Origin of the sequence: Pseudoxanthomonas daejeonensis (assembly GCF_022637495.1) — a bacterium.
GTDB classification, from domain to species: Bacteria; Pseudomonadota; Gammaproteobacteria; order Xanthomonadales; family Xanthomonadaceae; genus Pseudoxanthomonas; species Pseudoxanthomonas daejeonensis.
Map to the genome: position 1 here is coordinate 2,688,299 of NZ_CP093331.1, position 25,770 is coordinate 2,714,068.

Consider the following 25,770-nt stretch of genomic DNA (forward strand, 5'->3'; position numbering starts at 1 on the left):
GCGGGGGCGGGTTCCGCGCGCCGCAGCCTCCGGATCAGCGCTCGCGATCCGGACGGTCCAGGTAGGCCTGCAGCAAGGCCAGTTGCTCCTGCGCTTCGGCATGCCCGGCCGCGGCCGCGGCGCGGACCTGCACCAGGTCCGGATGGCGGACCACCAGCATGATGTCCTCGCAGCGCGGGCACAGGTACTCGCTGAAGTCCTCGTGCGGCTCCAGGGTCATGTCGCGGCTGTCGCCGCGCCATTCGCAGGCGGCGCACTCGACCGTACGCGTGCGCCAGCCGGGCTGGAAGTAGTCGTTGACCAGTTCGGACATCGTCGGATTCCTTCAGCGCAGGCGCTGGTCGAAAAGCCAGTCCCACATCGCGGGATCGGAGTAGGTCGCGTCCCAGGCGTTGTGGTTGCCCGCGGGGTACTCGGTGTAGCGGAAGTCGGCACCCACCGCGCGCGCGGCCTCGAACATGCGGCGGTCGTCGGTGGGTGGCACCAGGTCATCCAGCGCGCCATGGAAGATCCAGGCCGGCACCTGCTCCAGGCGCGTGGCCAGCGCGGTGTATGGATCGGCCTCGTTGGCCACGGCGGTCACGAACAGCGTCGGTCGCGCCTCGCGCGGGATCCGCACGCCTCCACAGACCGGCACCAGTGCGGCGAAGCGGTCCGGTGCCAGCAGGGCGACTTCCCAGACGCCGTAGCCGCCCATCGACATGCCCGTGGCGTAGGTGCGGCGCGGATCGCCGTTGAATTCGCTGCTGGCCGCGTCCAGCGTGGCCAGCGCCATGCGCGCGTTCGCGCCCATCCACTCTTCGTTCCCGGGCACCTGCGGGAATACCACCAGTGCGGGAAACGAACCGGCCTGGCCACGGATCCAGTTGCCCAGTCCGGCGGTGGTCTGGGCGTGGCCGTCGCGGCCGCGTTCGCCCGAACCATGCAGGAAAAGCACCACCGGCAGCGGCCGTGCTTCCGTGGCGGCGGGAACGAAGACGGCATAGCGGTAGCTGCGGCCGTCGTGGACGAGCTCGCGCTGCACGAAGTGCCCGCCCTCGGGCGGTGAACCCGGCCGCGGCTGGCAGGCCAGGGTCAGCATGGAGAGCAGCACGAGAGCCGCCAGGCGCAGGGCAGGGCATGGACGCATCGCATCGCCGGTTTCAGTGCAGGGGCGACAGCATAGTCGCCCATGGTTGCGGCCAGTCGAGTATCCAGGCCCAGGTGAGCATCAGGTTCAGCAACACCATCCACCAGAACGCGACGCGATAGGAATGCTTGCGCGTCTTGTGGCGCAGTGCGCGCTGGGCAAGCAGCGCGCCAGGCCAGCCGCCGGCCAGTTCCAGCAGGTGCAGGGTCGCTTCAGGCGTGCGTCGCCTTCCGCGCTGCGCGGCATGCTTGTCGAGCGCGTAGGCGATCCAGGTCACGCAGCACAGCCCGAACAGCAGCATCGCCGCCAGCGCTGGCAGGCGTTGCGCGTGGACGGCCCAGGCCAGGCCCGCCAGGTGTGCGGCCAGGAGCAGCCAGCCGGGCCATGCGCGCGCGGGAGATGGCGCACGTGCGGGAGGCGGGGACTTCGGCGCGACGGCCCGGCGCACGCTGCTTGCCCGCCAGCGTCCATCGGCCTGTCGTTGCGCAATGAATTTCACCAGTTCGCCGGTTTCGGGACGGCGCCCGTCCTGGCGGTAATCGCGCACGTGGAAGAAGGCGCGCGGCTGCCCGGCATCGAGCGGCTGGACGAAACCGTAGCCGCGCTCCTCGTTCCAGTCCACGACCTTGCCCAGGATCTCCATGGGGCTCAGTGCAGCAGGATCAGCGTGGCCAGGCCGAGGAAGCAGAAGAAGCCCATCACGTCGGTGACCGCGGTCACCACCACCGTACCGGCCACGGCCGGATCGATGTTCATCCGCTTGAGCAGCAGCGGCAGCAGCACGCCGGCGGTGGCGGCGGCGCAGAAATTCAGCACCAGCGCCATCGCGATCACCAGCGACAGCAGCGGGCTGCGGAACCAGAAGAAGGCGATCACGCCGACGATGCCGCCGATCAGCACGCCATTGATCAGCGCCACCCGGATCTCCTTCCACCACAGGATCCGGGCATTGCTGGCGCCGACCTGGCCCAGCGCCAGGCCACGCACCATCAGGGTCAGCACCTGCACCGCGGCATTGCCACCGATGCCGGCCACGATCGGCATCAGCACGGCCAGGGCGACGATCTTCTGCAGCGTCACCTCGTACTGGCCGATCACGCTGGCCGCCAGGAACGCGGTGAACAGGTTGATCCCCAGCCAGACCACGCGGCCGCGCACGGCGCGCTTCACCGGCGAGAACAGGTCTTCGTCCTCGTCCAGGCCGGCCGCGCCCATGGCCTGGTGCTCGGCCTGTTCACGGATGATGTCGACCACGTCATCGATGGTGATACGGCCGAGCAGGATGTTGTTGTCGTCCACCACCGGCGCGGAGACCCAGTCGTGGTCGGAGAACTGGCGCGCCACTTCCTGCGAGCTCTCGCCCACGTCGATGGCCGGCTGCTCGTCGTCGATCAGGCGGTTGATCGGGGTGGAATCTTCGTGCGTGACCAGCGACGCCAGCGAGACGCGGCCCAGGTACTGGTGGCGGCGGCTGACCACGTACAGGTGGTCGGTGTGGTCGGGCAGTTCGCCGCGCAGGCGCAGGTAGCGCAGGACCACGTCGACGTTGACGTCGGCGCGCACGGTGACCACGTCCGGGTTCATCAGTCGGCCGGCGCTGTCCTCCGGGTACGACAGCACCTGCTCGAGCCGCTCGCGGTTCTCGCGGTCCATCGACTTGAGGACTTCGTCGATGACCGTGTCCGGCAGGTCCTCGACCAGGTCGGCGAGGTCGTCGATGTCGAGGTCTTCGACCGCGGCGACCAGTTCGTCCGGGTCCATGTCCGCGATCAGGCTTTCGCGCACCTCGTCGCCGACGTGCAGCAGCACCTCGCCGTCGTCTTCGGCATCGACCAGGCCCCAGACGACCTCGCGCTTGCCCGGCGGCAGCGATTCGAGCAGGTTGCCGATCTCGGCCGGGGCCAGGGTGTTGACCAGCCGCCGCACCGGCCCCAGGCGGCCGCTGTCCAGCGCATCGGACAGCAGGCGCAGCTGGCGCGCGGTCTTGTCGTGGCGGACGGCTTCGGCCATGCGCAGCTCCGGTGGCGGGCGGGTGCCGCGGTGGAGGTGCGCGGCGGGTCAGGCGTTCATGCGGGCATTATCGCCCATGCCGTCGATGGGCGGCTACCGCGCCGCCCCGCGCCGCATCCGGTAGCGGGCCCAGCGCTGGCGCAACGCCCCGGCCACGCGATTCAACGCGGTGCTCTCCAGTTCCGCCTGCAAGCGCTCGATCTCCCGGTACAGCCGTCGGGTGTGGCCGTTCTGGCTGGTGACCAGCGCGTCGAGTTCGTCGCGGTCGGTGCGGGTGAGGGTATAGCCGGGGACGAAGCGGTCGGGCAGCGTGCGGTCGACGTAGACCGTCGAATGGGTCGGCCCGGTTTCCGCCGCTGGCCGCTCCTCGGTGTAGAAGTACAGCGCCACCGAGCGGCGGGTGGCGCCGGCGCGTTCCGGCGGCAGGGTGATGCGGCGGAAGCCGTGCCAGCTGCGCTCCGTGGTCTCGAAGATCACGCAGCGGTTGAACAGCGGCAGGACCTCGACCACTTCGTCCACCCCCGCGTCGTAGGGGTCGCGGTGCAGTTCCAGCGCTCCGCCCCATTCCGGCTGCCACCCCGGGTTGAGGTACACGATCAGGTTCAGGCGCCGGTGCCAGCGGGTCAGGGGGTGGTGGTTGAAATCGATGTGCACGTCCAACGCTTGGCCCTGGCGGTTCTCGTGAGTGCCGCCGCCGAAGTACATCGGGTCGTAGAGCAGATCCGGGATTCCGGTTATCCGGCCGACCATGGCGAGGAACTCCCGGGAGCGGACGAGTTCGTCCAGGATGGCGAACTCGCCGCCCTGGTCGCGCATCCGTTCGTGGGTGGACTTGCCGCCAGGGTGGCCGTCCTCGTTGAGGTGGTTGCCACGCTCGAAGTCCGGGAAGCGTTCGAGCAGGCGTTGGGCGAAGCCGTCGTCCAGGAAGCCATCGATCACGCAATGGCGGAACGGCTCCGCTTGGGCGAAGCCATCGCGGATCTCGTCGATCCGACCGGCTACCGCCGGATTGATCAGGTCTTGCATCGGTATCTGTTTCCTCGTTCTACGATTCGCCGGCGGTCAGGCGTTCGCCCCGGCCAGCCAGCGTTCGATCGCACCGCGGTCGCGCGCTTCGAGCAGCTTGCCTGCGCGCGCGCGCAGGTCGGCATGCCGGCAGTTGCGGATCGTGCGCCGCAGTTCCAGCAAGTTGGAGGGATGCAGGCTGAATTCCTTGAGCCCGAGCGCGAGCAGCAACGGCGCCAGTCGCGAATCGCCCGCCATCTCGCCGCAGACCGCCACCGGCGTCCCGGTCGCTTCGCCGGCGCCGATGACGTGGGCGAGCAGGCGGAGCACGCCGGGGTGCAGGGGCGAGTAGAGGTCGCCCAGGGCATCGTTGTTGCGGTCCACGGCCAACAGGTACTGCACCAGGTCATTGGTGCCGACCGACATGAAATCGACGACGTCGGCCAGGCCGTACACGCCGATCGCCGCGGCGGGCACTTCGATCATCGCGCCGAGGGGAGGCATCTCCACCGCCACGCCGCGCCGTTTCACCACGGCGACCGCGCGTCGCAGCCGGCGGCGGACCAGCAGCACTTCCTCGCGGCAGCTGACCATGGGCACGAGCACGCGGACCGGGCCATACGCGGCGGCGCGCACGATGGCGCGCAACTGGGTGTCGAACACGCGGTCGTAGAGCAAAGACAGGCGCACGCCGCGCACGCCCAGCGCGGGGTTGTCCTCGTTCTCCAGGGCCAGGCCGGTGCGGTCGGCCTTGTCGGCGCCCAGGTCCAGGGTCCGGAACGTGACCGGCCGGCCGCTCATGCCCAGCACCGCGTCGCGATAGACTTGGAACTGCTCGTCCTCGTCGGGCAACTCGGTGCGCTGCAGGAACAGGAACTCGGTGCGGAACAGGCCGACCCCGGCTGCACCCAGTGCGTGCGCGCGGGCGACGTCCTCGCGCGACTCGGCATTGGCGTGCAACGCGACGTCGACGCCGTCGATGGTCCGGGTCGGCTTGCGGCGCAGGCGTTCCAGGTCGCGCCGTTCGCGCGCGTCCTGCTGCTCGCGCTGGTGGTAGCGGCGCAGGTCGGCGGCGTCGGGGTCGATCACGACCTCGCCGGTCTCGCCATCCACCATCACCACTTCGCCATCGTTGACCCGCTGCAGGGTCTCGGCGGCGCCGACCACCAGCGGCAGGTGCAGGCTGCGCGCCAGGATCGCGCTGTGCGAGAGCGGGCTGCCGGCCGCGGAAACGATCGCGACCACGCCCTGGGCCTGCAGCTGGGCCAGCTCCGACGGGGCCACGTTGTCGCAGACCAGCACTTCGCCGGCGGTGCCGCGTGGCAACGGCTCGCGGCGGTGCAGGTGCGCGTTGATCCGGCCGATGATGTGGTCCAGGTCGTCGAGCCGGCTGCGCAGGTACGGATCGTCCATCCGCTCGAACACCGCGGCCAGGCGGTCGCGCTGGGCGCGCAGCGCGTAGCCGGCGGAATAGCGTTCCTGGCGGATCAGGCCCTCGAGTGCGTTGACCAGTTCAGGGTCGTCGAGCAGCAGTGCATGCAGGTCGATGAACTCGACCGCTTCCTTCGACAGGGCGCCCTGCAGTTTCTCGCGCAACGCGCGCATCTCCGTGCGCGCGGCTTCGATCGCCGCCTGCAGGCGCGCGACCTCGGCTTCGACCCCGGACGCGCGGACATGCTGCTCGCCGACCTCCAGCGCATGCGGCAGGCGGACGCGGGCGCGCCCCAGGGCGAGGCCCCGGGAAGCGCCGTGGCCGGCGAAGGCGTGCCTCACCGGTGGACCACCGGAAGCGCCGCGCATGCGCGCGTGGCGGCAGGACGCAGCCGAGCGTGACGGCCCGGCGAGCGCATGGTCACGCGTCCTCGTCGAAGCGTCGTTCGAACAGCGAGGCGATCGCGTCCATGGCGGCGGTTTCGTCCACGCCGTCGGTGCGCACGGTGATCGGGGTGCCCTGGCCGGCGGCCAGCAGCATCACGCCCATGATGCTCTTGGCGTTGACCTCGCGACCCTTCGCCTGCAGGGTCACGGCGCAGCGGAACGGCGCCAGTTCCTGCACCAGCTTGGCGGTGGCCCGGGCATGCAGGCCCAGGCGGTTAGAGACGGTGAGTTCACGTTCAAGCATCGTCGATGATCGCTCCATTGCGCGTGCCTGCCGCCGCGGTGGCAGGCAGGTGGTCCAGTCCCTGTTCCGGATAGTTCATGACCCGCAGCAGCATCGGCAGGCTCAGCGCCGCCACACGCCGTACCGGCGTGCCCAGCCTGGCCACTTTCGCGGCCAGGTTGCTCGGGCTGGCGCCGTACAGGTCGGTCAGCACCAGCACGCCATCCCCGTCGTCGACCCGGCGCAGCGCCGCCGAGGCGGCCGGGAGCAACTGCTCCAGGTCGGCATCGAACGGAACCTCGAAAGCCTCCGTCCGCAGCGGCAGGTTGCGCAGCAGGGTGGTCGCGACCGCCAGTACCGCGCTGCCGACGCCAGGGTGGGTGATCAGGAGAATGCCACAGGCCATGGCGGAAAGTTAACAGAGCGCTATGTCCGCCGTAAGCGGGGTCGGCCGGGTTTGAGCGTCCCGCCGAGGGGCGGTTGCGGAATGGCCGGGTTCCGGCGGGCCCGGGGCCGGGGTCAGTCCTGCTCGCGGTGGTAGGTCGCCACTTCTTCCCAGCCCTGGCCCCGGGCATGGGCGGCCAGGCGCTCTGCCAGGTAGACCGAGCGGTGCTTGCCGCCGGTGCAGCCGAAGGCGACCGTCACGTACGCGCGGGTTTCGTTGCGCAGGCGCGGCAGCCAGGTGTCCAGGAAGCCGGCGACCTGGGCGACGTAGGCGTCCACGTCCGGCTGGGCATCCAGGTAGTCCCGGACCCGGGGATCGCGACCGGTCAGTGGCCGCAGCTCCGGATCCCAGTGCGGATTGGGCAGGACCCTCGCGTCGAACACGAAGTCGGCTTCTTCGGGGACGCCATGCCGGTAGGCGAAGGATTCGAACAGCAGCGACAGGCCCGGAGTGTGTTCCAGGGCGAAACCGGTGATGACCTGGCGCCGCAGCTGGTGCACGTTGAGCTGGCTGGTGTCGATGACCGCATCGGCCTCCTCGCGCAGCGGCCGGGTCAGTTCGCGCTCGCGCGCAAGCGCCTCCGGCAGCGACAGGCCCAGGCGGGTGAGCGGATGCCGGCGGCGGGTGTCGGCGAAACGCCGGAGCAGGACCTCGTCGCTGGCCTCGAAGTAGACCAGGCGGGCACCCACGCCGAGGGCGTCGGCGGTCACCCGCCATTCGGCCAGCCGGCTCAGGTCGCTGTTGCGGCTGCGCACGTCGATGCCCACGGCCAGGCGCTGCGGCAACCCGGCGTCGTCGCGGACCATGCTGCGCACGAAGGCCGGCAGCAGTTCCACCGGCAGGTTGTCCACGCAGTAGTAGTCCAGGTCCTCGAAGGTCTTCAGCGCCACCGACTTGCCCGAGCCGGACAGGCCGCTGACGATGACCAGGCTCGGCGGCACGGCGCTCATGTTCCACGCCGCTCCAGCAGGTTGCTGTGCCGGGCGATGAACATCGCCGCCGGGTCGATGCCCTTGGTGCGCAGGATGTGCAGGCGCGTGGCCGCTTCGGTCAGCACGGCCAGGTTGCGGCCGGGCATCACCGGCAGGGTGATCAGCGGCACGTCCAGGTCCAGCACGTGGCGGGTGCCCGAATCGCCGGTCAGGCGCTCGTATCCATGGGGATTGGGCTCGGTCATCGGCCGGGTCAGGTGCACGATCAGGCGCAGATACTTGTTCTTCTTCACCGCGGTGTCGCCGAACATCTCGCGCACGTTGAGCACGCCCAGGCCGCGCACCTCCAGCAGGTCCTGCAGCAGTTCCGGGCAGGTGCCGTCGAGCACGTCGGGCGCGATCTGGGTGAACTCCGGCGCGTCGTCGGCGACCAGACGGTGGCCGCGGCTGAGCAGTTCCAGCGCCAGCTCGCTCTTGCCCGACCCCGCCTCGCCGGTGATCAGCACGCCGATCGAATAGATCTCCATGAACACCCCGTGCAGCGTCACCCGCGGCGCGAGCGTGCGGGCGAGGTGGTAGGAGAGGTGGTTGAGGAGTTCGTGGCCGCGCTTGGGCGAGATCCACAGGGGGGTGTCGCTTTCCTCCGCGGCGGTGCGCAGGTCTTCGGGGCACGACTGGTTCTTGCTGATAACCAGCGCCAGCGGGCGGAACTGGATGATCTTCTCGATCGTCTCCCAGCGCAGCCGCGCATCCAGCGAGTCGAGCCAGGCCAGTTCCTCGCTGCCCAGGATCTGGACCTTGTTCGGATAGACGGCATTGAGGTAGCCGGCCAGCGAGGGGCGGCGCGCGTTGGTGTCGCCCGATTCGATGCCGCGCTTCTCGCCCTTCTGCCCGGCCACCCAGCGCAGGACGAGTTTCTCCTGCTGCTGGTCGAACAGCTCGCGCGCGGTGATGCTCGCGTTCCTCATGCAGCCCGGCCTCTTCGATGGGGTCGCACGATTGTCGCCCAAAACGGGCGGCGCGTGCCGGCGGCGCGCGCGCCGCCGGCCGCCGAGGGCGTCAGAGCACGTCGGTGGTCACGCGCGTGGCATGGTGGTCGTGCTGCTTTTCCTTGTGCTTCAGGATCAGCCGGTCCAGCTTGTCGACCAGCACGTCGATGGCGGCGTACATGTTCTCGCCATCGGCCTCGGCATGGACGGTCTTGCCTGGCACGATCAGGTCGGCGGCGGCGTGGTGGGCCGGCTTGCGCAGTCCGAGCTGGACGCGGACCTCGATGGGCTGGTCGAAATGTCGGTCGAGGCGTTGCAGCTTGCTCTCGACATACTCGCGCAGGGCCGGGGTCACCTCGATCTGCTGGCCGTACGTTTCGATGCGCATCATGAACCTCCTTGGTCGTTGCCGCGTTGGCGGCTCCGCCCCAGGCGGGGAATTCCGTCGGTGTTCTGACTCAACCGATTCGGACCCGCTCGTGCGAAGCCGAAATGTTCATGGCCTCACGATACTTCGCCACGGTCCGTCGCGCCACCGGAATCCCCGACTGCTTGAGCAGGTCGGCCAGCTTGGCGTCAGACAGCGGCTTGCGTGGGTTCTCGTCGTCGATGAGACGACGGATCATGGACTGGATGGCGGTACTGGAAGCCTCGCCGCCGCCGTCGGTGTCGATGCCGGACGCGAAGAACGCCTTCAGCGGCAACGTTCCGCGCGGCGTGCGCACGTACTTGCGCGCGATCGCGCGCGATACGGTGGATTCGTGCAACCCGACTTCGCCGGCGATCTCGCGCAGGGTGAGGGGGCGCAGCGCCTGCTCGCCGAATTCGAGGAATCCGGACTGCGTGCGCAGCAGGCAGCGCATCACTTTCAGCAACGTTTCGCCGCGCGCTTCCAGGCTCTTGAGCAGCCAGCGCGCTTCCTGCAGGTGGGTCTTCAGGTAGCCGGCATCGTTCTCGCCGCAACGACGGATCATCTGTTCATAGCCGCGGTGGATGGATACGCGCGGCATCGCCTGCTGCGAGAGCGCGACTTTCCAGATCCCGCGCTGGCGCCAGACCACGCAGTCTGGAATGACGTAGCTGTCCGTGTTCACTTCGCCGACCTGCTTGCCCGGCCGCGGATCGAGCGAGCGCACCAGTTGCACGGCCTGCTCGACCTGGTCGGGTGGACTGCGCAGTTCCTGCGCGATGCCGGCGATTCCGCTGCGCGGCAGCCGTTCCAGCGGGCCGTCGACGATGCGCAGGGCCAGTTCGCGCCCGGGTGTGCATTCGGGCAGGACGTCCAGTTGCAGGTGCAGGCATTCGCCCAGGTTGCGCGCGCCGATCCCGACCGGGTCGAAACGCTGCAGCTGGTGCAGCACGGTGAGGATCTCGTCTTCGCCGGCAGTGACTTCCGGCAGCAGGGTCTCGGCGATGGACGACAGCGGTTCGCGCAGGTAGCCGTCCTCGTCGAGCGCGTCGATCAGCGCCGCGCCGATGCGCCGGTCGCGATCGGACAGTGGCGACAGATGCAGCTGCCAGAGCAGGTGGTCGGCCAGGTTCTCCGGTTCGGCCATGCGCTCGGCCGCGTCCTCGCGGTCTTCGTCGCTGCCCCCGCCGCCCCCGCCACCGCTCGACCCGTCCCAGGCGCTTTCTTCGGGGCTCCAGTCGCCGTCGTCGTGGCCGGCTTCCTCGCTGCGGCTGTCCGTCGCTTCGGCCGGGGCGTCATTCGACTTGCCGTCGGCGGCCGGCGGGGAATCGTAGGGCGCGTCCTCGGTCCACTCCAGCAACGGATTGGTCTCGATCGCTTCGGCTACTTCGGCCTGCAGTTCGAGCGTGGACATCTGCAACAGGCGGATGGCCTGACGCAGCTGCGGCGTCATGACCAGGTGTTGTCCGAGCGATGTCTGCAGCCTTGCCTTCATGTCCCTGCCAGGTATGGAGCAACAGGACTGCCGGCCGGGGCGGCTCCTTGCAGGAGCCTAGAGGCGGAAAGTGTCCCCGAGGTAGACCCGGCGCACGTCCGGATCCGCCAGCAGTGCGTCTGGTGCCCCCTGCGCCAGAACGCTTCCTTCAGCGAGGATATACGCACGGTCGCAGATTCCCAAGGTCTCGCGCACGTTGTGGTCGGTGATGAGCACGCCGATGCCGCGGTTCTTGAGGTGGGTGACGATCCGCTGGATCTCGCCGACCGAGATCGGGTCGACGCCGGCGAAGGGTTCGTCCAGCAGCATCAGCCTGGGCTTGGCGGCCAGCGCGCGGGCGATCTCGCACCGCCGGCGCTCGCCGCCGGAGAGGCTGGCGCCGAGCTGGTCGGCGACATGGCCGATCTGAAGTTCGTCCAGCAGAGAGGACAGCTCGCGCTCGATGCCGTCGCCGTCCAGGTCCTCGCGCAGCTCCAGCACCAGGCGCAGGTTGTCGGCCACGCTGAGCTTGCGGAACACCGACGCTTCCTGCGGCAGGTAACCCACGCCCAGGCGGGCGCGGGTGTACATCGGCTCGGCGGTGATGTCGCGGCCGTCCAGCACGATGCGTCCCGCATCGGCGGCGACCAGGCCCACGATCATGTAGAAGCAGGTGGTCTTGCCGGCACCGTTGGGGCCGAGCAGGCCGACCACTTCGCCGGCGTCCAGGCTCAGCCCGAACTCGCGCACCACTTCGCGCTGCTTGTATCGCTTGCGCAGGCCCTCGGCGACCAGCATCAGTTGCTCCCCTTGGCCGGGGTCTTGGGCTGGATCACCGTGCGCACGCGGGTGCCGTCGCCGCCGCTCTGCATCTGTCCGGTACCCATGTTGTAGACCATCTTCTGGCCGCTGTTGCTGCCGCGCGGCGACTCGATCTTGAAGTTGCCGGTCAGGGTCAGCAGGTCCCTGTTCGGCTCGAAGACGATGCGGTCGGCACGGGCGTTCATCATCGTGCCGTCGTCCATCTGCTGCTTCATCGTCGCCTGCTTGCCGGTCAGCACGACCTGGTCGATGTCGCTGTTACGGCGGACGATCTCCGCGCGATCCGCACGGATTTCAAGGGTGCCCTGGGTGATCACGACATTCCCGCTGAACACGCACTTGCTGTTGGCTTCGGCCTGGTTGCAGTCAGAGGCATCCGAATCCAACGTCATCGGCTGGTCGCGGTCGGATGTTTTCGCCAGCGCCAGCGACGGCAGCAGTGCGCCGGACAGGATGGCGAAGGCCAACAGGTTCCGCAGGTTAGCGGCGCGGAGAAGGTTCATAGCGGGTCTTGACCTGGGAAAGGAACTGGTACTGCCGGGTCTGCAGGTTGGCCTGGAAGCCCACGCCGGTCTGCATGATACCCGGCTGGGTCAGGGTGACGCGGTCGTCGGTGCGGGCCAGATGCTGGTCCGGCAGCAGTTCCAGGCGATCGGTGCGGAAGGTGGTCGGCGTCGGATTGCCCGGCGCGCTGTCGCCTTTCACGTTGCCATCAAGCTTGGCCACGCTGCCTTCGGCATCGACCCAGCCCCGGTCGGAGGCCAGCTGCCAGCCGCCATCCTCGCCCGGCATCAGGAACAGCGGCTGGACGATGGCCAGGCTCTCGTCCTCGCGGCTGCGCTGCAGTTCGGGCGCGCGCAGGCGCACGGATTCGACGCCGTCCTTGCCCAGCATCACCAGTTCGAAATCGCGCAGCACGTAGTCCGAGCGCTGCCCGGTGTCGGCCGCCGGCTCGCTGCGCTCGCGCATGTGCCAGGCCGACCAGCCGCTGACGATGGCGGCGACCAGCAGCACGACGCCCAGCCCGGTACGCCAGCTCATGCGTGGCGTCCGTCGCGCGAGCCGGGGGCCGCGCCGGCCAGGATCGCCGGGACATGGCCCTGCGCGGCCAGCAGCACGTCGCAGACTTCGCGGACCGCGCCCTCGCCGGCGCGCGCGCGGGTCTTCCAGTGCACGATTTCGGCGATCCACGGATGCGCGTTCGCTGGCGCCACCGACAGGCCCACCGTGCGCAGGCAGTCCAGGTCGGGCAGGTCGTCGCCGACGAAGGCGGTCCGTTCGCGGTCCAGGCCGTGCCGCGCGGCCAGCTCATCCATGCACGACAGCTTGTCCTTCACGCCGATGAAGGTCTCCAGGCCCAGGTCTTCGCCACGCTTCCTGGCCGAGAGGCTGTGGCGGGCGGTGATCAGCGCGACCTGGAAACCGAACCGGCGCAGCTGGGTCAGCCCCTGGCCGTCCAGTACGCTGTAGGACTTCATTTCGCGGCCTTCGCTGTCGAAGTAGAGCCGGCCATCGGTCAGCGTGCCGTCCACGTCCAGGCACAGCAGGCCGATGCGCGCGGCGCGTTCGCGGATGTCGGCATCGACGTGGGCGAGGGGATCGTAGGGCACGTATGAACCTTGGTGGGATGGGCCGTTAAACCACGCGCGCGCGCAACAGGTCATGAATATTGAGCGCACCGACCGCGCGGTCGTCGCCATCGACCACGATCAGGCCGTTGATCCGGTGCTGTTCCATCAGGTGCGCGGCCTCGCTGGCCATGCGACCGGCGCGGACCGTGCGCGGGTCGCGGGTCATCACCCCGGCGATCGGGGTCTGGCGCACGTCCATGCCCTGGTCGAGCGCGCGGCGCAGGTCGCCGTCGGTGAAGATCCCGAGCAGCTTGCCGTCGCCATCGACCACCGCGGTCATGCCCAGGCGCTTGCGGCTCATCTCCACCAGCGCCTCGGCCACGCTGGCGTCGGCACCGACGCGCGGCAAAGCCTCGCCGGTGTGCATGACGTCGTCGATGTGCAGCAGCAGGCGGCGACCCAGGCTGCCGGCCGGATGCGACCGGGCGAAATCGTCGGCGGTGAAGCCACGCGCTTCCAGCAGGGCCACGGCCAGGGCATCGCCGAGGGCGAGAGTGGCGGTGGTGCTGGAGGTCGGCGCCAGGTGCAGCGGGCAGGCTTCGGCCGGTACCGACACATCCAGGTGCACGTCGGCCTCGCGGGCCAGGCTCGACTGCGGGCGCCCGGTCATCGCGATCACGGTGTTGCCCTGCCGGCGCAGCGCCGGCAGCAGCATCAGGATCTCGTCGGATTCGCCGGAGTAGGAGATCGCCAGGACCACGTCGGCGTCGGTGATCATGCCCAGGTCGCCATGGCCGGCTTCGCCGGGATGGACGAAGAAGGCGGGCGTCCCGGTGGAGGCCAGGGTTGCGGCGATCTTGCGCGCGATGTGCCCGGACTTGCCCATCCCGGTGGCGACCACCCGCCCACGCCCCGCCATCACCAGCGCGCATGCGCGGGCGAAATCCTCGCCGATGCGGGCACCGACGGCGGCCAGTGCCTGGCCCTCGATCTCGAGCACGCGGCGGGCGCTGGCGATCAGGCCCGGGGACTGGGCCATCGGGGCGGAGGGCAGGGCGGAAAGCGGGGACTGGCTCATGCAGGCTCGGTCCGGGGCGTCCGGATTCGCTAGAATGCGGGGCTTCATTCTAGCCAAAGCGCTCCATGGACGCCGATACCATCCGCCGCATGATCGAGGACGGCCTGCCCGGCGCTCGCGCGCAGGTCCAGGGCGACGACGGCGTGCATTTCGAGGCCACGGTCGTTGCCGAGGCTTTCCGCGGCAAGCTGCCGCTGGCCCGCCACCGCATGGTCTACGCCACGCTGGGTGAGCTGATGGGCGGTGCTATCCACGCCCTGGCGCTGAAGACCGTCACTCCCGACGAGACGGCCTGAGCCGGCTCGCCGCCCCTTTCCAGATTCCCGCGCAAGAGTCCCCATGCAGAAGATCGTAGTCAGCGGCGGCGTGCCGCTTCGCGGCGAAGTCACCATTTCCGGCGCCAAGAACGCCGTGCTTCCCATCCTGTGCGCGACCCTGCTGGCCGACGCGCCGGTGGAGATCCTCAACGTCCCGCACCTGCACGACGTCGTCACCACGATCAAGCTGCTGAGCGAGCTCGGCGCCGGGGTCGAATTCGACCAGGGCACCCTGGCGCGCGGCAGCAGCCTCGTGGTGGACCCGCGCAGCGTCAACCAGCATGTGGCGCCGTATGAGCTGGTCAAGACCATGCGCGCCTCGATCCTGGTGCTCGGCCCTTTGCTGGCGCGCCACGGCGCCGCGGAGGTCTCGCTGCCGGGCGGTTGCGCGATCGGTTCGCGGCCTGTGGACCAGCACATCAAGGGCCTGCAGGCGCTGGGCGCCGAGATCACCGTCGAAAACGGCTTCATCAAGGCCCGCGCGGAGCGCCTGAAGGGCGCCCGCTTCGTGTTCGACATGGTGACCGTCACCGGCACCGAGAACGTGATGGCGGCCGCCACCCTGGCCGAAGGCACCACGGTGCTGGAAAACGCGGCGATGGAACCGGAGATCGTCGACCTCGCCGAGTGCCTCAACGCGCTGGGCGCGAAGATCGAGGGTGCCGGCACTTCGCGCATCACCATCCACGGGGTCGAGCGCCTGAGCGGCGGCCGGCATGCGGTGCTGCCGGACCGGATCGAGACCGGTACGTTCCTCGTCGCCGCGGCCATGACCGGCGGGCGGATCACCGCGCGCAACGCGCGCCCGGATACGCTGGACGCGGTGCTGCTCAAGCTGGTCGAAGCCGGGGCGGAGATCACCACCACCGAAGACAGCATCACCCTGGACATGCACGGCAAGCGACCGCAGGCGGTAGGCCTGACCACCGCGCCGTATCCGGCCTTCCCGACCGACATGCAGGCGCAGTTCATGGCGCTCAACTGCGTGGCCGAAGGCGTGGGCGTGATCAGCGAGACGATCTTCGAAAACCGCTTCATGCACGTCAACGAACTGCTGCGCCTCGGCGCGGACATCCAGGTCGACGGCCACACCGCGATCGTGCGCGGCACCGAGCGCCTCAGCGGCGCCCCGGTCATGGCGACCGACCTGCGCGCTTCGGCTTCGCTGATCCTGGCCGGGCTGGTGGCCGAGGGCGAGACCACCATCGACCGCATCTACCACCTGGACCGCGGCTACGAGAACATCGAAGAGAAGCTCGGTGCGCTCGGCGCGAAGATCCGCAGGATCCCCGGCTGATGCTGCTCAAGGGCAGGCTGACGCCGCGGCGCAAGCTGCTGCTGGGCATCCTCGCGGTGCTGCTGCTGGCGGTCGGCTGGGCCGGCTGGGCCGGCATGGCGGTGACCCGGGGCGTCGACACCACCGACATGGACTGGAACGAAGACGGCGAGGTCAGCCGTGGCGAGATCGCGCAGGCGTTCTATGCGGTCACTGCGTCGCGCGAACGAGAAGGCGTGCGCGAGTGCACGACGTTCCGCTGGTATCGCACGGGTGAGGCGATCCGGGTCGACTGCAAGACGGTATTCGAACCGGCGCAGTGACCCTGGTGCCGCCGCCCCGACGGGACGGCGGCGGGGCGTCTTCAGCGCACCGAGCGCACGGTCAGGTCGACGGTATCCATGCCGTTCTCGCGCTGGAGCACGCGCGCGGGGACCGGCATGCCCGGCACCAGCCACACGTACATCTCGCGCTTGTCGGTCCGGCGCACGACCTTGGTCGCTTCCTTGCTCGCGCCGCCGATGGTGACCGGTTCCTTGCCGATCACCTCCCACTGCATCTGCTTCACCCGGCCTTCGTCGACCATGCGGTAGCTGAGCGGCTTGCCGGCCGCCAGGTCGCGGGCGACGGCCAGGTTGATCAGCAGCGCGTCCATGTCGCCGGCCTGCAGCTTCACCGGGCCGCGGCGTTCGGGTTTGACGTCACCTGTCCAGGTCGCCTGGCCGCTCTTCCAGTCGTAGATGGCGTCGACGTTCTTCTTCTTCATCAGCGCCACGGCGCGGTCGCTGCTGCTGAGCGGACGCAGCTGGCCCTGGTGCTCCTCGAATACCGTGCTCTGGCTGAGGTCGCCGAGCTGGTTGCGGATGTTGAGGCTGTATTTCCAGCGATTGTTGCCTTCGGAAGCCAGGGTCATGCTGCCGGTGGCCTGCATGCCCAGGTACTTGGCCTGGTAGTCGGCGGTGAACGGTTCCAGCGCGGCGGCGTGCGCGGAAGTGCCGGCCAGTGCCAGCAGCAGGCCCAGGGCCGGGGCGAATCGGATACGTCCACTCGTCATTTCTAGACTCCTCGGTATTCGACCAGGCGCAGGTCGATTTCGTCTTCGCCGTCCTTGCGTTGCAGGATGCGGATCGGCGTGGGGACGCCGCCGGCGACCCACAGCACGGTCTGGTCGCCGTCGCTGGAAGTGCGGGCCACGCGCAATGCGTCGTAGCTCATGTCGCCGACAGCCATGATCTCGGGTTCGTTCGCCGCTTCGTACACGTATTCGCGCGCGCGCCCCAGGTCGACCATCCGGTATCGCAGGGTGGCGCCAGGCGCGGCGTCGCGCATGATCGCCAGGTTGATCAGCAGCGCGCTCATGTCGCCGGCCTGCAGCGGCAGCGGGCGGCGGCGCTCCTTCTTCAGGTCGCCCTCCCAGTGCGCCTGCATCGCCGACCAGTCGTAGATGCCGGTGACTTCCTTGCCGAAGAACATCGCCCTGCGTGCAGTGGCCTGGGTCAGCGGCCGATAATGGCCGTCATGCGTGTCGAACACCGTGCTCTGCTGCAGGTTGAGCCGGGCCAGGCCGGCGATGCCGCGCTCGCCATGGATGGTCAGGTCGATCCGCCAGCGGCTGTCGCCGTCGCGCACCAGTTGCATCGTCGCGCTACCCGCCGGCTTGCCCTGGTAGTGGGCCTCGTAGGTCGCGAGGAACGGCTCGAGCACTGATACCGGCTGCTCCGGCTCGACCGGCGTCACCGTCGCCGGAGGCAGTTCGGTTTGCGGCTGCGCGCACAGCGGCCCGGCCAGCACCAGGCAGGCGGCAAGCAGCGGGAGGCGCGAAAGCAACGGGCGTCGGGGCATGGGAAGAAGTGACTGGAGGTAAGACCCAGCATGCCCGGAAAACGGTGTCAGCTGCGTGATCCCGGGCGCAGGATTCCGGTGGAATCTAGATGCAGCGGACTAAACAGGGTCTGACCATCGAGCTGGACCTGACCGCCGTGTTCAGCCAGCCGACCGGCGGCCGCCAATGCCAGGGTCGCTGTCACGAGGCGATGTTCCTCGGGAAGCAGGCGCGCGGCGAGGCTTTCGGGGGTGTCGCCGGGCTGGATGGGGATGCGGGCCTGGGCGACCACCGCCCCGGCATCCAGCTCGGGCACCACGAAGTGGACGCTGGCGCCGTGTTCGGCATCGCCGGACCGGAGCGCGCGGGCATGGGTGCGCAGGCCCTTGTAACGGGGCAGCAGCGAGGGGTGCACGTTGAGCAACCGGCCGTCGAAGCGCCGCACGAACGCGTCGCCGAGGATGCGCATGTAGCCGGCGCAGAAGACCCAGTCCGGAGCGGTCGCTTCCACCGCCGTGGCGAGGATGGCATCGAAGGCGGCCCGGTCCGGGAACTGGCGTGCTTCCAAACTCCAGCGCAGTGCAGGCGCGACGCGATCGAGCGCGGCGGCGTCGGGCCGGTCGGAGAACACGCCCACGATCTCCGCGTCGAGTTCGCCGCGGGCGATCGCATGGAGGATGGCCTGCAGGTTGCTGCCGCGGCCGGACACCAGCACCGCCAGGCGCGGCTTGCGTCCGGTGGAGGGATTCATCGGGAACGGGTCAGCCGATGTGGACGCGTTCGCCGTCGCCGGCACCGCTCGACAGGCGTGAGACCTGGCCGATCGCGCGATGGGCCAGGCCTTGTGCATCCAGGCTGGCCGAAACGGCCGCCACCGCCGCCTGCGGCAGCACCAGCACGAAGCCGACGCCGCAGTTGAAGGTGCGCCACATCTCCACATCGGCCACCGCGCCTTCGCGCTGCAGCCAGTCGAACACCGGCGGCAGGACGATGGCGCTTGCCTCGATCTGCAGGCCCAGGCCCTCGGGGATGACGCGGATGATGTTCTCGGTGAGGCCGCCGCCGGTGATGTGGGCCATGGCGTGGATCGAGTCGCCTTGTTCGCGCAGCAGCGCCAGCACCGGCTTCACGTACAGCCGGGTCGGCGCCATCAGCGCGTCGGCCAGGGCCATGCCACCGACTTGCACGTCGGGACGACCGGCGCGGTCGTAGATGCGCCGGATCAGCGAATAGCCGTTGGAATGCGGTCCGGAGGAGGCGATGCCCAGCAGCACGTCGCCCTCGCGCACCTTCGCGCCGTCCAGCAGCTGCGACTTCTCCACCGCACCGACGGCGAAACCGGCCAGGTCGTACTCACCCGGCGGGTACATGTCCGGCATCTCGGCGGTCTCGCCGCCGATCAGGGCGCAACCGGACTCGGTGCAGCCGGCGGCAATGCCACCGACCACGGCCACGGTGGTGTCCACGTCCAGCTTGCCGGTCGCGAAATAGTCGAGGAAGAACAGCGGCTCGGCACCCTGGACCAGGATGTCGTTGACGCACATGCCGACCAGGTCGATGCCGATGGTGTCGTGGTGGCCCAGTTGCTGGGCCAGCTTGAGCTTGGTGCCGACGCCGTCGGTGCCGGAGACCAGCACCGGCTCGCGGTACTTGTTCGAGAGGTCGAACAGCGCGCCGAAGCCGCCCAGGCCACCCATCACTTCCGGACGGAAGCTGCGCTTGACCAGCGGCTTGATCCGTTCGACCACCTCGTTGCCGGCGTCGATGTCCACGCCTGCGTCACGATAGGTCAGGGGGACGGGCGTCGGGGTCTGGCTCACGTGCGGGGCCTGCGCGGTAGGGTCCGGGGGACGCGTATTCTAGCAGCCGGCCCGCGCGCGGCCCCGGGCGCGGCGCGGCCGAGGTGCATCGATTGGCGCACGGGCGCCATTCGGGCAACAATTCGCCGTGATCACCCCCAACGCCCGCCGAGGAATCTGCATGCGAGCCAGCCGCGCCGCCATGGGTCGCGCCTTCACCGGCCTGCTCCCGGTCTTCGGACTTCTCCTGGCCCTGGGCCTGGCTTCGCCCGCCGCGCATGCGCAGGAGGGCCTGCGCACCGAGGGCGACGTCGCCAGCGCGCAGGGACTGTATGCGGCCGAGGTTCCAGTCAACAGCCAGGCCGGCGATGCACGCGAGGCCGGTTTCACCCGCGCGCTGGCCCAGGTGCTCGAAAAGCTGTCCGGCGACGCCGGCGTGGTCAACCGGCCCGGGGTGGCGCAGGAGCTGCGCAACGCCAAGGCCTACGTCGACAGCTACGACTACCGCCAGGACCAGGGCGTATCCCCGGCCGGGGCGCCGACCTTCCGGACCATGCTGGTGGTGCGCTTCGTGCCCGAGGCGGTGGATTCGATCACCGCCTCGTTGGGCGTGCCGGTATGGCCGCAGCCGCGCCCCAAGCCGGTGCTCTGGCTGGCGATCGATGACGGCAGCGGTCCGCGCCTGCTGAGTGCCGGCCAGGTCAATGCCGCGCGCAGCGTGCTGGATCGCGCCCAGGACCGGGGCTACAAGCTCGGCCTGCCGGCCGGCGGCGCCGCCGAACAGGCTGCGGTCGGCGCGATCTGGCGCAACGATCCGGCGGCGGTGGCCCGCGCCTCGGCGCGCTACAGCCCGCCGATGCAGCTGATCGGCAAGCTCTACCGCAGCGGCAGTGGCTGGACCGCCGACTGGACCTTCGTCGATTCCGGGCGGGTACTGGCGACGCGTTCGGTCAGTGACAGCGATGCGCGCCGCGCCATGGCCAGCGGCGCCGACGTCGCCGCCGAGGCGCTGTTCCAGCGTTACGCCAAGGCGCTGCCGTCCGAACCGTCCGGAACCTACCGCGTGGCCTTCACCGGCCTGCGCAGTGCCGAAGACTACCTGCGGGTTTCGGCGATGCTGCAGAAGATGCCGGTGGTGCGCCGGATCGCCCCGGCCCGCGCCGATGGCGAGCGGGTCGAGTTCGACCTGGACCTGCTCACCGGCATGACCGGCTTCCAGCGCATGCTGGGCGCCGATGCGCCGGTCGTGGCCGTGGAAGGCGTGCAGGCGGAGTACCGCATCCGATGAGCGTCAATCGCGAAGAGACGCCGGGGCAGGAGATCGCCCTCTTCCTGCGCCAGCTCAAGTGGCTGGTGGTGGTCGCCGCATCGTTGTGGTTGATCGGGCTGCTGGGCCCGATCCTGACGCCGTTCGTGCTCGGCGCCCTGCTGGGCTGGCTGGGCGACCCGCTGGCCGACCGGCTGCAGAGACGCGGCCTCTCGCGCAACCTGGCGGTCGGACTGGTGTTCGGCGCCATGGTGCTGGTGGTGGTGCTCGCGCTGCTGATCCTGGTGCCGTTGCTGGAACGCCAGGTCGTGACACTGATCGAGTCGGCGCCCACGTACCGCGACTGGATCCTGCAGACCGCGCTGCCCTGGCTCGAACAGAAGACGGGACTTGACCTGGTCGGCTGGCTCGACACCGAACGGCTGACCGAATGGGTCAAGACGCACTGGACCCAGGCCGGCGGATTCGCGGCGACCGTGTTCGGCTACCTGTCGCGTTCGGGCGTGGCGATGCTGGCCTGGGTGGCCAACATCGTGCTGCTGCCGATCCTCACGTTCTACTTCCTGCGCGACTGGGACATGCTGGTCGACCGCGTAGCCGCGCTGGTCCCGCGCGACCACCTGGGCACGGTGACGCGCCTGGCGCGCGAGTCCAACGACGTGCTCGGTGCGTTCCTGCGCGGCCAGTTCGTGGTGATGATCGCGCTGGGGCTGATCTACGCGATCGGCCTGTCGCTGGTCGGGCTCAAGCTCGGCCTGCTGATCGGCGTGATCGCCGGGTTCATCAGCTTCATTCCCTACCTGGGCGCCACCACCGGCGTGGTCCTGGCGCTCGTCGCGGCGCTGGTCCAGTCGCAGGGCTTCGACCTGCAGCTGCTGGTGCTGGTGGGCGTGGTGTTCACCGTCGGCCAGATGCTGGAGAGCTACGTGCTGACCCCGCGCATCGTCGGCGACAAGATCGGCCTGCATCCGATGGCGGTGATCTTCGCGATCATGGCCGGCGGCCAGCTGTTCGGCTTCGTCGGCATGCTGCTGGCGTTGCCGGTGGCGGCGGTGGCCAACGTGCTGCTGCGCTTCGCCAAGGAGCGCTACCGGGAAAGCGACCTGTACACCGGCGAGCACGCGGTGATCGTGCTCGACTCCTATGTCGATCCGGGCACGGTGGAGCAGGTCGCCAGCCGGGAACCGGAGCAGTCGTGAGCGGTATCTCCGGGGCCACGCCCCAGCTGCCGTTGTCGCTGCGTTATCCGCCCGACCAGCGCCTTGAAGGTTTCGTCGGCGCCCCGGAGGGCGCGATCGCGCAGTTGCGCGCGCTGGCGCGCGAGCCTGGCGCGGACTGGTTGTACGTGGAGGGCGGCCCTGCCACGGGCAAGACCCACCTGGGCCTGGCCGTGTGCGCCGAGGCCGAGCAGGCCGGACGGCGCGCGGCCTACCTGCCGCTGCGCGCGGCGGCGGGGCGTCTCGGTGATGCGCTGGACGCACTCGACGCGGTCGATGTGGTCGCGCTCGATGGCCTGGACGCCATCGCCGGCGATCGCGGCGACGAGGTCGCGCTGTTCGATTTCCACAACCGCGCACGCGCCGCGGGACGGGGCGTGCTCTATCTCGCCGGTGCCGCCCCGGCCGCGTTGCCGCTGGTCCTGCCGGACCTGCGCTCGCGGCTGGGACAGTGCGCGCGCATTGCCTTGCATCCACTGGATGACGATGGCCGGCGCGAGGTGCTGCGCGACCGCGCGCGGCGTCGCGGACTGGTCCTGGAGGAGGCCGCGATCGAGTGGCTGCTGACCCGCACCGGCCGGGATATCGCCCAGCTGGCGGCGCTGCTGGAACGGATCGATCGCGAATCGCTGGCTGCCCAGCGGCGGGTCACCGTGCCGTTCCTGCGCGGACTGCTTCCCGCCGGCTGACCGCGCACGGTGCCTTACGGGCAGGCTTCCGGGCGCTGCTCCCAGACCACCGGTTCCCAGTAGGCGTTGTCGCGGATGCTCTGCGCATCGAGCCGGTCGCGCAGCAGCCGCGCGCCGATCGCATAGCTCACCCCCGGCTGCACCTCGACGGTGAACGGCTTGTAGGCGCGCTGCATTTCCAGGCGTTTCATCTTCGCGATCTGGGCGACCGCCGCACCGGGCAACCGGTGCGGATCGATGTGGTCGGTCACCGTGAGGACGCGCGCGCCCGGCTGGACGGCGTGCCGGTTGCGCGCATCGAGCGGCGTGCTCCTGTCGTCGATCCGGGTGATCTCGACCGGGAAGATGTCCTGGCTCTTCGGGATCGCGCCGCGCTGGTCGGTGACATGGCCGCAGGTGCTTCCCGGTACGCCGACGACCGGCGCGGCGGTTTCACCGCCGGCATGCGCGCCACCGGCCAGCAGCAGGGTGGACAGCAGGAGGGGGCGCAGCATGGTGGTCTCCGTCGGGTGGTCGCGGGCTACTTGCAGGGGGTCGGGCGCATGTCCCACACCACCGGTTCCCAGTAGGCGTTGTCGCGGATGCTGTCGACGTCCAGTTTGTCGCGCAGCAGCTTCGCGCCGATGGCGTAGGTGAGCCCGGGCTGGATGTCCAGTTCCACCTTCTTGTACGCGCGCTGCTGCTCGAGGCGCTTCATCTTCGAAATCTGGTTGTCCGCCGCGGCGGGCACGCGCTTGGGATCGATCCGGTCCGCGAGCGTCAGCACATGCGGTCCGGGCTCGACGCGATACCGGTTGGTCCGGCTGAGCGGGGTGCTCTTGCCATCGATCTGGGTGATCACCGCGTCGAAGATGTCGCGGCTCTCGGGAATCTCGCCCTGGTTGACCGTGAGGTAGGAACACGTGCTAGACGGATCGCCTGCCACGGCATCGGACGGGGGGGCAGGTGCAGCCGGTGCCGGAGGTGCCTGGGTCGGCCCGGCCTGCGGAGCCGCAATGGCGGCGGAAGCGAAAAGAACGGTCGACAGCAGGGTAATGCGCCACATGGTCGGATCCTCTCGGTTGGACAGCGGGTGCCTGGTCGCGGGGTGTGCTGCACGGATGATCTGGCGTCGTCACCTTAAAGGTACGTGAAAGACGCCTGCCCGCATGCGGGTCATCGACAGGCCTCGGGCAGGGTCTGCCAGACGAACGGTTCCCATGCACCGGTCGGGCTCCCCGCCAGCGGTCGTGCGCCGACGTAATAGGTGGTGTCGGGCTCGATGTCGAGCACGAAGGCCTTGGAGGCGTAGCTGGACAGGGCGCGTGCGGGCGGCTGGGGAACGTGCTCGCGCAGGATCACCACGCGCGTTCCGGCCGCGACCGGATGCCGCGGTGCCCCGGCGGCAAGCGCCCGCCGGCCCTCGATCTGGGTGATGTCCACCCTGCGCACGTTGCTGTTGGCTGGCAGGCCGTCCAGCTGGCTGGTGAGCTGGCCGCACCCGGCGCTGGTGCCGATGCCGGGCAGTGCCATCGAACCGGACAGCGTCACGGGCTTGCCGTCGCGACGGCCCTGGATGCGGAGCGCTCCCGCGCCGGCCTGCAGCGCCGCGGCCAGCGCGGTGGCGGGCCTGGTGTCGCCATCGAGCCGGTGGCCATTGACCGACTGGAGCATGTCGCCGGCACGCAGGCCGATGTGGTCCGCCGCACCGCCGGGCGTCACCGCCATGACCCGGAGGCCGAGCGGGCTGGCCCGGCGCACGTCCACCACCGCGCCGAGCTCGTAGGTGTGCGTTGCGGCCCTGCCGGCGATCGCCTCGTCGTTCTGGCCCGCCATGCTGGGGGGCGTGCCCAGCGCGGCCAACGCGGCGAAGACGATTCCCATCGCGCGCCGGAAGCCAACGCGCCGGCTGGCGGCGAAACCGCCGTGATGGACCGCGTGCCTCATTTGCAGGCCCTTGCGACTTCTTCCCAGACCACCGGCTCCCAGTACGCGTTCTCGCGGATGCTCCCGGTGTCGAGGTTGTCGCGGACCAGACGCACGCCGACGCGTTGCAGCGTGTCGGCCCTGACCTCGATCACCAGCGGCTTGAAGTAGCCGGTGAAATCCTTGCGCTGCTGCATCCTGAGGATCTGCTTCTGCTGGGCCGAACCCAGCCGGTACGGGGGAATGCCTTCGGCAAGTACCAGCACGTGCCTGCCGGGCTGCATGCGGTAGGCATCGCGCACCAGGCGTGGCCGTTCGCCGTTGATCTGCATGATCCGCGCAGGAAAGATGTCCATGCTTTCCGGCGTCGGCGCCGTCTGCGCGCCGACCAGTCCGCAGGTCCGCTCCGCACCCGGCGTATCCGGATCGGTCGACGGTGCCAGCGCCGGAACGATCGAAGCGTTGGCCTGGAAAGCGAGAAGCGCGCCCAGCACGAGCAGGATGCGCGGCGTCCGGCGGGGTTGTGGCATGGATCGCATGGCGGCTCCTGGTCAGATGTCGTTGAGGTCGCCGGCATGACTGCGCGAAGCCTGGCGTTGCGCGATCAGGGCATGGCGCGCCTCCCACATCGGCGCAAGCTCGAGGTCGCTGGCGCCGTTCTCGTAAGCCACCTGCAAGGCACGGTCGATCGCGTGCACCTGCGGATCCACGCCGTCGTCGATCGCCGGTCCGGTCGCCGCAAGTGGCGCGAACGCCGGGTGTTCCGGCGCCATGTCGGGCCTGGGCAGCACCATGAAGAGCGCCGCGACCAGTCCCGTGGAAGCGAGCGCAGCGGCCATGCGGCGGCGTCGCACCTGGCGGCGTCGCAGCGCCTTCAGCCGTGGCCAGAGCGATTCCGGCGCGGGCGGTTCGTGCAGTTGCAGCAGGGTATCGTGCAGGTCGTCAGGCGTGCTCATCGTCGTCTTCCGCAGGTTCCAGGTGCTCGCGCAATCGCGCCAGCGATCGCGACAGGATCGATTTCGACCAGCTCGGGCTGCGCGCGAAGCGGCGCGCGAGTTCCTCGTGCGACCAGCCTTCCATTTCGTGCAGCCATACGAGGGTACGGGCGAGGGGTGGCAGCCGTCGCAGCAGGCCGCTGGCTTCGGCCACGGTTGCGGGTGCCGCGTTGCCGTCGAGGGCCTGCAGCAGCGCGTCGTCGTCGGAGTAACGCCGCTCGCGACGCAACCGGTCGATGGCGAGGTTGGCGGCGACCCGTTTGAGCCACGGCCGCAACGGGGTGTCCTCGCGCAAGCCCGACAGGAACCCGAACATGCGCAGGAACGTGTCCTGGGTGATGTCCTCGGCCGCGGCCGGGCTGCCGGTCAATCGCAGCGCCAGCGCGTGGATGGCGCGGGCATGCTCCCGGTAGATCGACTCGAACGCGGCTTCGTCACCGCGGCGCGCGCGGCGCAGGCGATCGGCCCCGGAGTCGTCATCCCTGTCGTGTTCGTCCATCAGCAGGTACTACGCGCCA

General features: G+C 69.6%; 33 protein-coding genes. 6 read left to right on the forward strand and 27 right to left on the reverse strand.

Annotated elements, in window-relative coordinates; all coding sequences use genetic code 11:
* Positions 1 to 34: 34 nt before the first annotated feature.
* From MNQ95_RS12010 to MNQ95_RS12090, 17 genes are all read right to left on the reverse strand, one after another.
* Complete coding sequence (locus tag MNQ95_RS12010; RefSeq protein WP_241953015.1) at positions 35 to 313, reverse strand: hypothetical protein; 279 nt, start codon at positions 311 to 313, stop codon at positions 35 to 37.
* Positions 314 to 325: 12 nt separating this feature from the next.
* Positions 326 to 1,081: a carboxylesterase family protein gene (locus tag MNQ95_RS12015; protein ID WP_241954420.1), complete on the reverse strand. Its 756-nt coding sequence runs from the start codon at positions 1,079 to 1,081 to the stop codon at positions 326 to 328.
* Positions 1,082 to 1,142: 61 nt separating this feature from the next.
* Entirely contained in the window at positions 1,143 to 1,772 is a 630-nt protein-coding gene (locus MNQ95_RS12020) for a DUF1294 domain-containing protein (protein WP_162410645.1), read from the reverse strand.
* 5 nt (positions 1,773 to 1,777) lie between these two features.
* Positions 1,778 to 3,139 carry a magnesium transporter gene (gene mgtE, locus MNQ95_RS12025; RefSeq protein WP_162410644.1) on the reverse strand — a complete coding sequence of 454 codons (1,362 nt, stop codon included), beginning with the start codon at positions 3,137 to 3,139 and terminating at the stop codon, positions 1,778 to 1,780.
* A gap of 93 nt (positions 3,140 to 3,232) precedes the next feature.
* Complete coding sequence (locus MNQ95_RS12030) at positions 3,233 to 4,165, reverse strand: 2OG-Fe(II) oxygenase (RefSeq protein ID WP_241953016.1); 933 nt, start codon at positions 4,163 to 4,165, stop codon at positions 3,233 to 3,235.
* A gap of 36 nt (positions 4,166 to 4,201) precedes the next feature.
* Positions 4,202 to 5,944, reverse strand: coding sequence for a phosphoenolpyruvate--protein phosphotransferase (ptsP, locus tag MNQ95_RS12035; RefSeq protein ID WP_241953017.1), 1,743 nt, complete (start codon positions 5,942 to 5,944; stop codon positions 4,202 to 4,204).
* 52 nt (positions 5,945 to 5,996) lie between these two features.
* On the reverse strand, positions 5,997 to 6,266 hold the full coding sequence (locus tag MNQ95_RS12040) for an HPr family phosphocarrier protein (protein WP_162410642.1): 270 nt from the start codon (positions 6,264 to 6,266) through the stop codon (positions 5,997 to 5,999).
* A complete protein-coding gene (locus tag MNQ95_RS12045) occupies positions 6,259 to 6,651 on the reverse strand; it encodes a PTS sugar transporter subunit IIA (protein WP_162377569.1) in 393 nt (130 codons plus the stop codon). Before MNQ95_RS12045 ends, MNQ95_RS12040 begins: the two co-directional genes overlap by 8 nt.
* Before the next feature lie 113 nt (positions 6,652 to 6,764).
* Complete coding sequence (gene rapZ / locus MNQ95_RS12050; protein WP_162410641.1) at positions 6,765 to 7,640, reverse strand: RNase adapter RapZ; 876 nt, start codon at positions 7,638 to 7,640, stop codon at positions 6,765 to 6,767.
* Entirely contained in the window at positions 7,637 to 8,590 is a 954-nt protein-coding gene (gene hprK, locus MNQ95_RS12055) for an HPr(Ser) kinase/phosphatase (protein WP_162410640.1), read from the reverse strand. Before hprK ends, rapZ begins: the two co-directional genes overlap by 4 nt.
* Before the next feature lie 91 nt (positions 8,591 to 8,681).
* Positions 8,682 to 8,999 (reverse strand): ribosome hibernation-promoting factor, HPF/YfiA family, encoded by a 318-nt coding sequence (gene hpf, locus MNQ95_RS12060; protein ID WP_162410639.1) that lies wholly within the window; start codon positions 8,997 to 8,999, stop codon positions 8,682 to 8,684.
* A gap of 70 nt (positions 9,000 to 9,069) precedes the next feature.
* Positions 9,070 to 10,515, reverse strand: coding sequence for an RNA polymerase factor sigma-54 (locus tag MNQ95_RS12065; protein WP_241953018.1), 1,446 nt, complete (start codon positions 10,513 to 10,515; stop codon positions 9,070 to 9,072).
* Between the two features lie 57 nt (positions 10,516 to 10,572).
* Positions 10,573 to 11,292 carry an LPS export ABC transporter ATP-binding protein gene (gene lptB / locus MNQ95_RS12070; RefSeq protein WP_241953019.1) on the reverse strand — a complete coding sequence of 240 codons (720 nt, stop codon included), beginning with the start codon at positions 11,290 to 11,292 and terminating at the stop codon, positions 10,573 to 10,575.
* A complete protein-coding gene (gene lptA / locus MNQ95_RS12075; RefSeq protein ID WP_425605668.1) occupies positions 11,292 to 11,819 on the reverse strand; it encodes a lipopolysaccharide transport periplasmic protein LptA in 528 nt (175 codons plus the stop codon). Before lptA ends, lptB begins: the two co-directional genes overlap by 1 nt.
* Entirely contained in the window at positions 11,797 to 12,357 is a 561-nt protein-coding gene (gene lptC / locus MNQ95_RS12080; RefSeq protein ID WP_162410635.1) for an LPS export ABC transporter periplasmic protein LptC, read from the reverse strand. The genes lptA and lptC overlap by 23 nt, the downstream gene beginning before the upstream one ends.
* Entirely contained in the window at positions 12,354 to 12,926 is a 573-nt protein-coding gene (locus MNQ95_RS12085; protein ID WP_241953021.1) for a KdsC family phosphatase, read from the reverse strand. The genes lptC and MNQ95_RS12085 overlap by 4 nt, the downstream gene beginning before the upstream one ends.
* Before the next feature lie 25 nt (positions 12,927 to 12,951).
* Positions 12,952 to 13,965, reverse strand: a complete 1,014-nt coding sequence (locus tag MNQ95_RS12090) for a KpsF/GutQ family sugar-phosphate isomerase (RefSeq protein WP_162410633.1) — start codon at positions 13,963 to 13,965, stop codon at positions 12,952 to 12,954.
* A gap of 65 nt (positions 13,966 to 14,030) precedes the next feature.
* Here MNQ95_RS12090 and MNQ95_RS12095 point away from each other — a divergent pair, with 65 nt between their 5' ends.
* Genes MNQ95_RS12095 through MNQ95_RS12105 form a run of 3 tightly spaced genes read left to right on the forward strand, consistent with a single transcriptional unit; the run spans position 14,031 to position 15,881 of the window.
* On the forward strand, positions 14,031 to 14,261 hold the full coding sequence (locus MNQ95_RS12095) for a BolA family protein (RefSeq protein WP_136260146.1): 231 nt from the start codon (positions 14,031 to 14,033) through the stop codon (positions 14,259 to 14,261).
* 43 nt (positions 14,262 to 14,304) lie between these two features.
* Positions 14,305 to 15,579 carry a UDP-N-acetylglucosamine 1-carboxyvinyltransferase gene (murA, locus tag MNQ95_RS12100; RefSeq protein WP_241953022.1) on the forward strand — a complete coding sequence of 425 codons (1,275 nt, stop codon included), beginning with the start codon at positions 14,305 to 14,307 and terminating at the stop codon, positions 15,577 to 15,579.
* Positions 15,579 to 15,881, forward strand: a complete 303-nt coding sequence (locus tag MNQ95_RS12105) for a hypothetical protein (protein WP_241953023.1) — start codon at positions 15,579 to 15,581, stop codon at positions 15,879 to 15,881. Before murA ends, MNQ95_RS12105 begins: the two co-directional genes overlap by 1 nt.
* A 41-nt stretch (positions 15,882 to 15,922) precedes the next feature.
* Here the strand turns inward: MNQ95_RS12105 and MNQ95_RS12110 are convergent, their stop codons facing one another.
* From MNQ95_RS12110 to purM, 4 genes are read right to left on the reverse strand one after another with little or no spacing between them, the layout of a single operon-like run.
* Positions 15,923 to 16,612, reverse strand: coding sequence for a DUF3108 domain-containing protein (locus MNQ95_RS12110; protein WP_241953024.1), 690 nt, complete (start codon positions 16,610 to 16,612; stop codon positions 15,923 to 15,925).
* A 2-nt stretch (positions 16,613 to 16,614) separates the two neighbouring features.
* Entirely contained in the window at positions 16,615 to 17,400 is a 786-nt protein-coding gene (locus tag MNQ95_RS12115; RefSeq protein WP_241953025.1) for a DUF3108 domain-containing protein, read from the reverse strand.
* Between the two features lie 47 nt (positions 17,401 to 17,447).
* Positions 17,448 to 18,131, reverse strand: a complete 684-nt coding sequence (gene purN / locus MNQ95_RS12120) for a phosphoribosylglycinamide formyltransferase (RefSeq protein WP_241953026.1) — start codon at positions 18,129 to 18,131, stop codon at positions 17,448 to 17,450.
* 10 nt (positions 18,132 to 18,141) lie between these two features.
* Entirely contained in the window at positions 18,142 to 19,200 is a 1,059-nt protein-coding gene (purM, locus tag MNQ95_RS12125; RefSeq protein WP_241953027.1) for a phosphoribosylformylglycinamidine cyclo-ligase, read from the reverse strand.
* 160 nt (positions 19,201 to 19,360) lie between these two features.
* Between purM and MNQ95_RS12130 the strand changes: the two genes are divergently transcribed.
* Genes MNQ95_RS12130 through hda form a run of 3 tightly spaced genes read left to right on the forward strand, consistent with a single transcriptional unit; the run spans position 19,361 to position 22,352 of the window.
* The gene (locus tag MNQ95_RS12130) at positions 19,361 to 20,467 is read left to right on the forward strand and encodes a DUF2066 domain-containing protein (RefSeq protein ID WP_425605669.1); all 1,107 of its coding nucleotides are present in this window, start codon (positions 19,361 to 19,363) and stop codon (positions 20,465 to 20,467) included.
* A complete protein-coding gene (locus tag MNQ95_RS12135) occupies positions 20,464 to 21,645 on the forward strand; it encodes an AI-2E family transporter (RefSeq protein WP_241953028.1) in 1,182 nt (393 codons plus the stop codon). The genes MNQ95_RS12130 and MNQ95_RS12135 overlap by 4 nt, the downstream gene beginning before the upstream one ends.
* A complete protein-coding gene (gene hda, locus MNQ95_RS12140) occupies positions 21,642 to 22,352 on the forward strand; it encodes a DnaA regulatory inactivator Hda (protein WP_238390364.1) in 711 nt (236 codons plus the stop codon). The genes MNQ95_RS12135 and hda overlap by 4 nt, the downstream gene beginning before the upstream one ends.
* 14 nt (positions 22,353 to 22,366) lie before the next feature.
* Here the strand turns inward: hda and MNQ95_RS12145 are convergent, their stop codons facing one another.
* From MNQ95_RS12145 to MNQ95_RS12170, 6 genes are all read right to left on the reverse strand, one after another.
* A complete protein-coding gene (locus MNQ95_RS12145; RefSeq protein ID WP_241953029.1) occupies positions 22,367 to 22,846 on the reverse strand; it encodes a hypothetical protein in 480 nt (159 codons plus the stop codon).
* 26 nt (positions 22,847 to 22,872) lie between these two features.
* A complete protein-coding gene (locus MNQ95_RS12150; protein WP_162410625.1) occupies positions 22,873 to 23,397 on the reverse strand; it encodes a hypothetical protein in 525 nt (174 codons plus the stop codon).
* A gap of 110 nt (positions 23,398 to 23,507) precedes the next feature.
* Complete coding sequence (locus MNQ95_RS12155) at positions 23,508 to 24,215, reverse strand: PDZ domain-containing protein (protein WP_241953030.1); 708 nt, start codon at positions 24,213 to 24,215, stop codon at positions 23,508 to 23,510.
* 59 nt (positions 24,216 to 24,274) lie between these two features.
* Complete coding sequence (locus MNQ95_RS12160) at positions 24,275 to 24,787, reverse strand: hypothetical protein (RefSeq protein WP_162410623.1); 513 nt, start codon at positions 24,785 to 24,787, stop codon at positions 24,275 to 24,277.
* Between the two features lie 21 nt (positions 24,788 to 24,808).
* Positions 24,809 to 25,213 (reverse strand): hypothetical protein, encoded by a 405-nt coding sequence (locus tag MNQ95_RS12165; RefSeq protein ID WP_241953031.1) that lies wholly within the window; start codon positions 25,211 to 25,213, stop codon positions 24,809 to 24,811.
* Positions 25,200 to 25,751, reverse strand: coding sequence for an RNA polymerase sigma factor (locus MNQ95_RS12170; protein ID WP_241953032.1), 552 nt, complete (start codon positions 25,749 to 25,751; stop codon positions 25,200 to 25,202). Before MNQ95_RS12170 ends, MNQ95_RS12165 begins: the two co-directional genes overlap by 14 nt.
* Positions 25,752 to 25,770 lie beyond the last annotated feature (19 nt).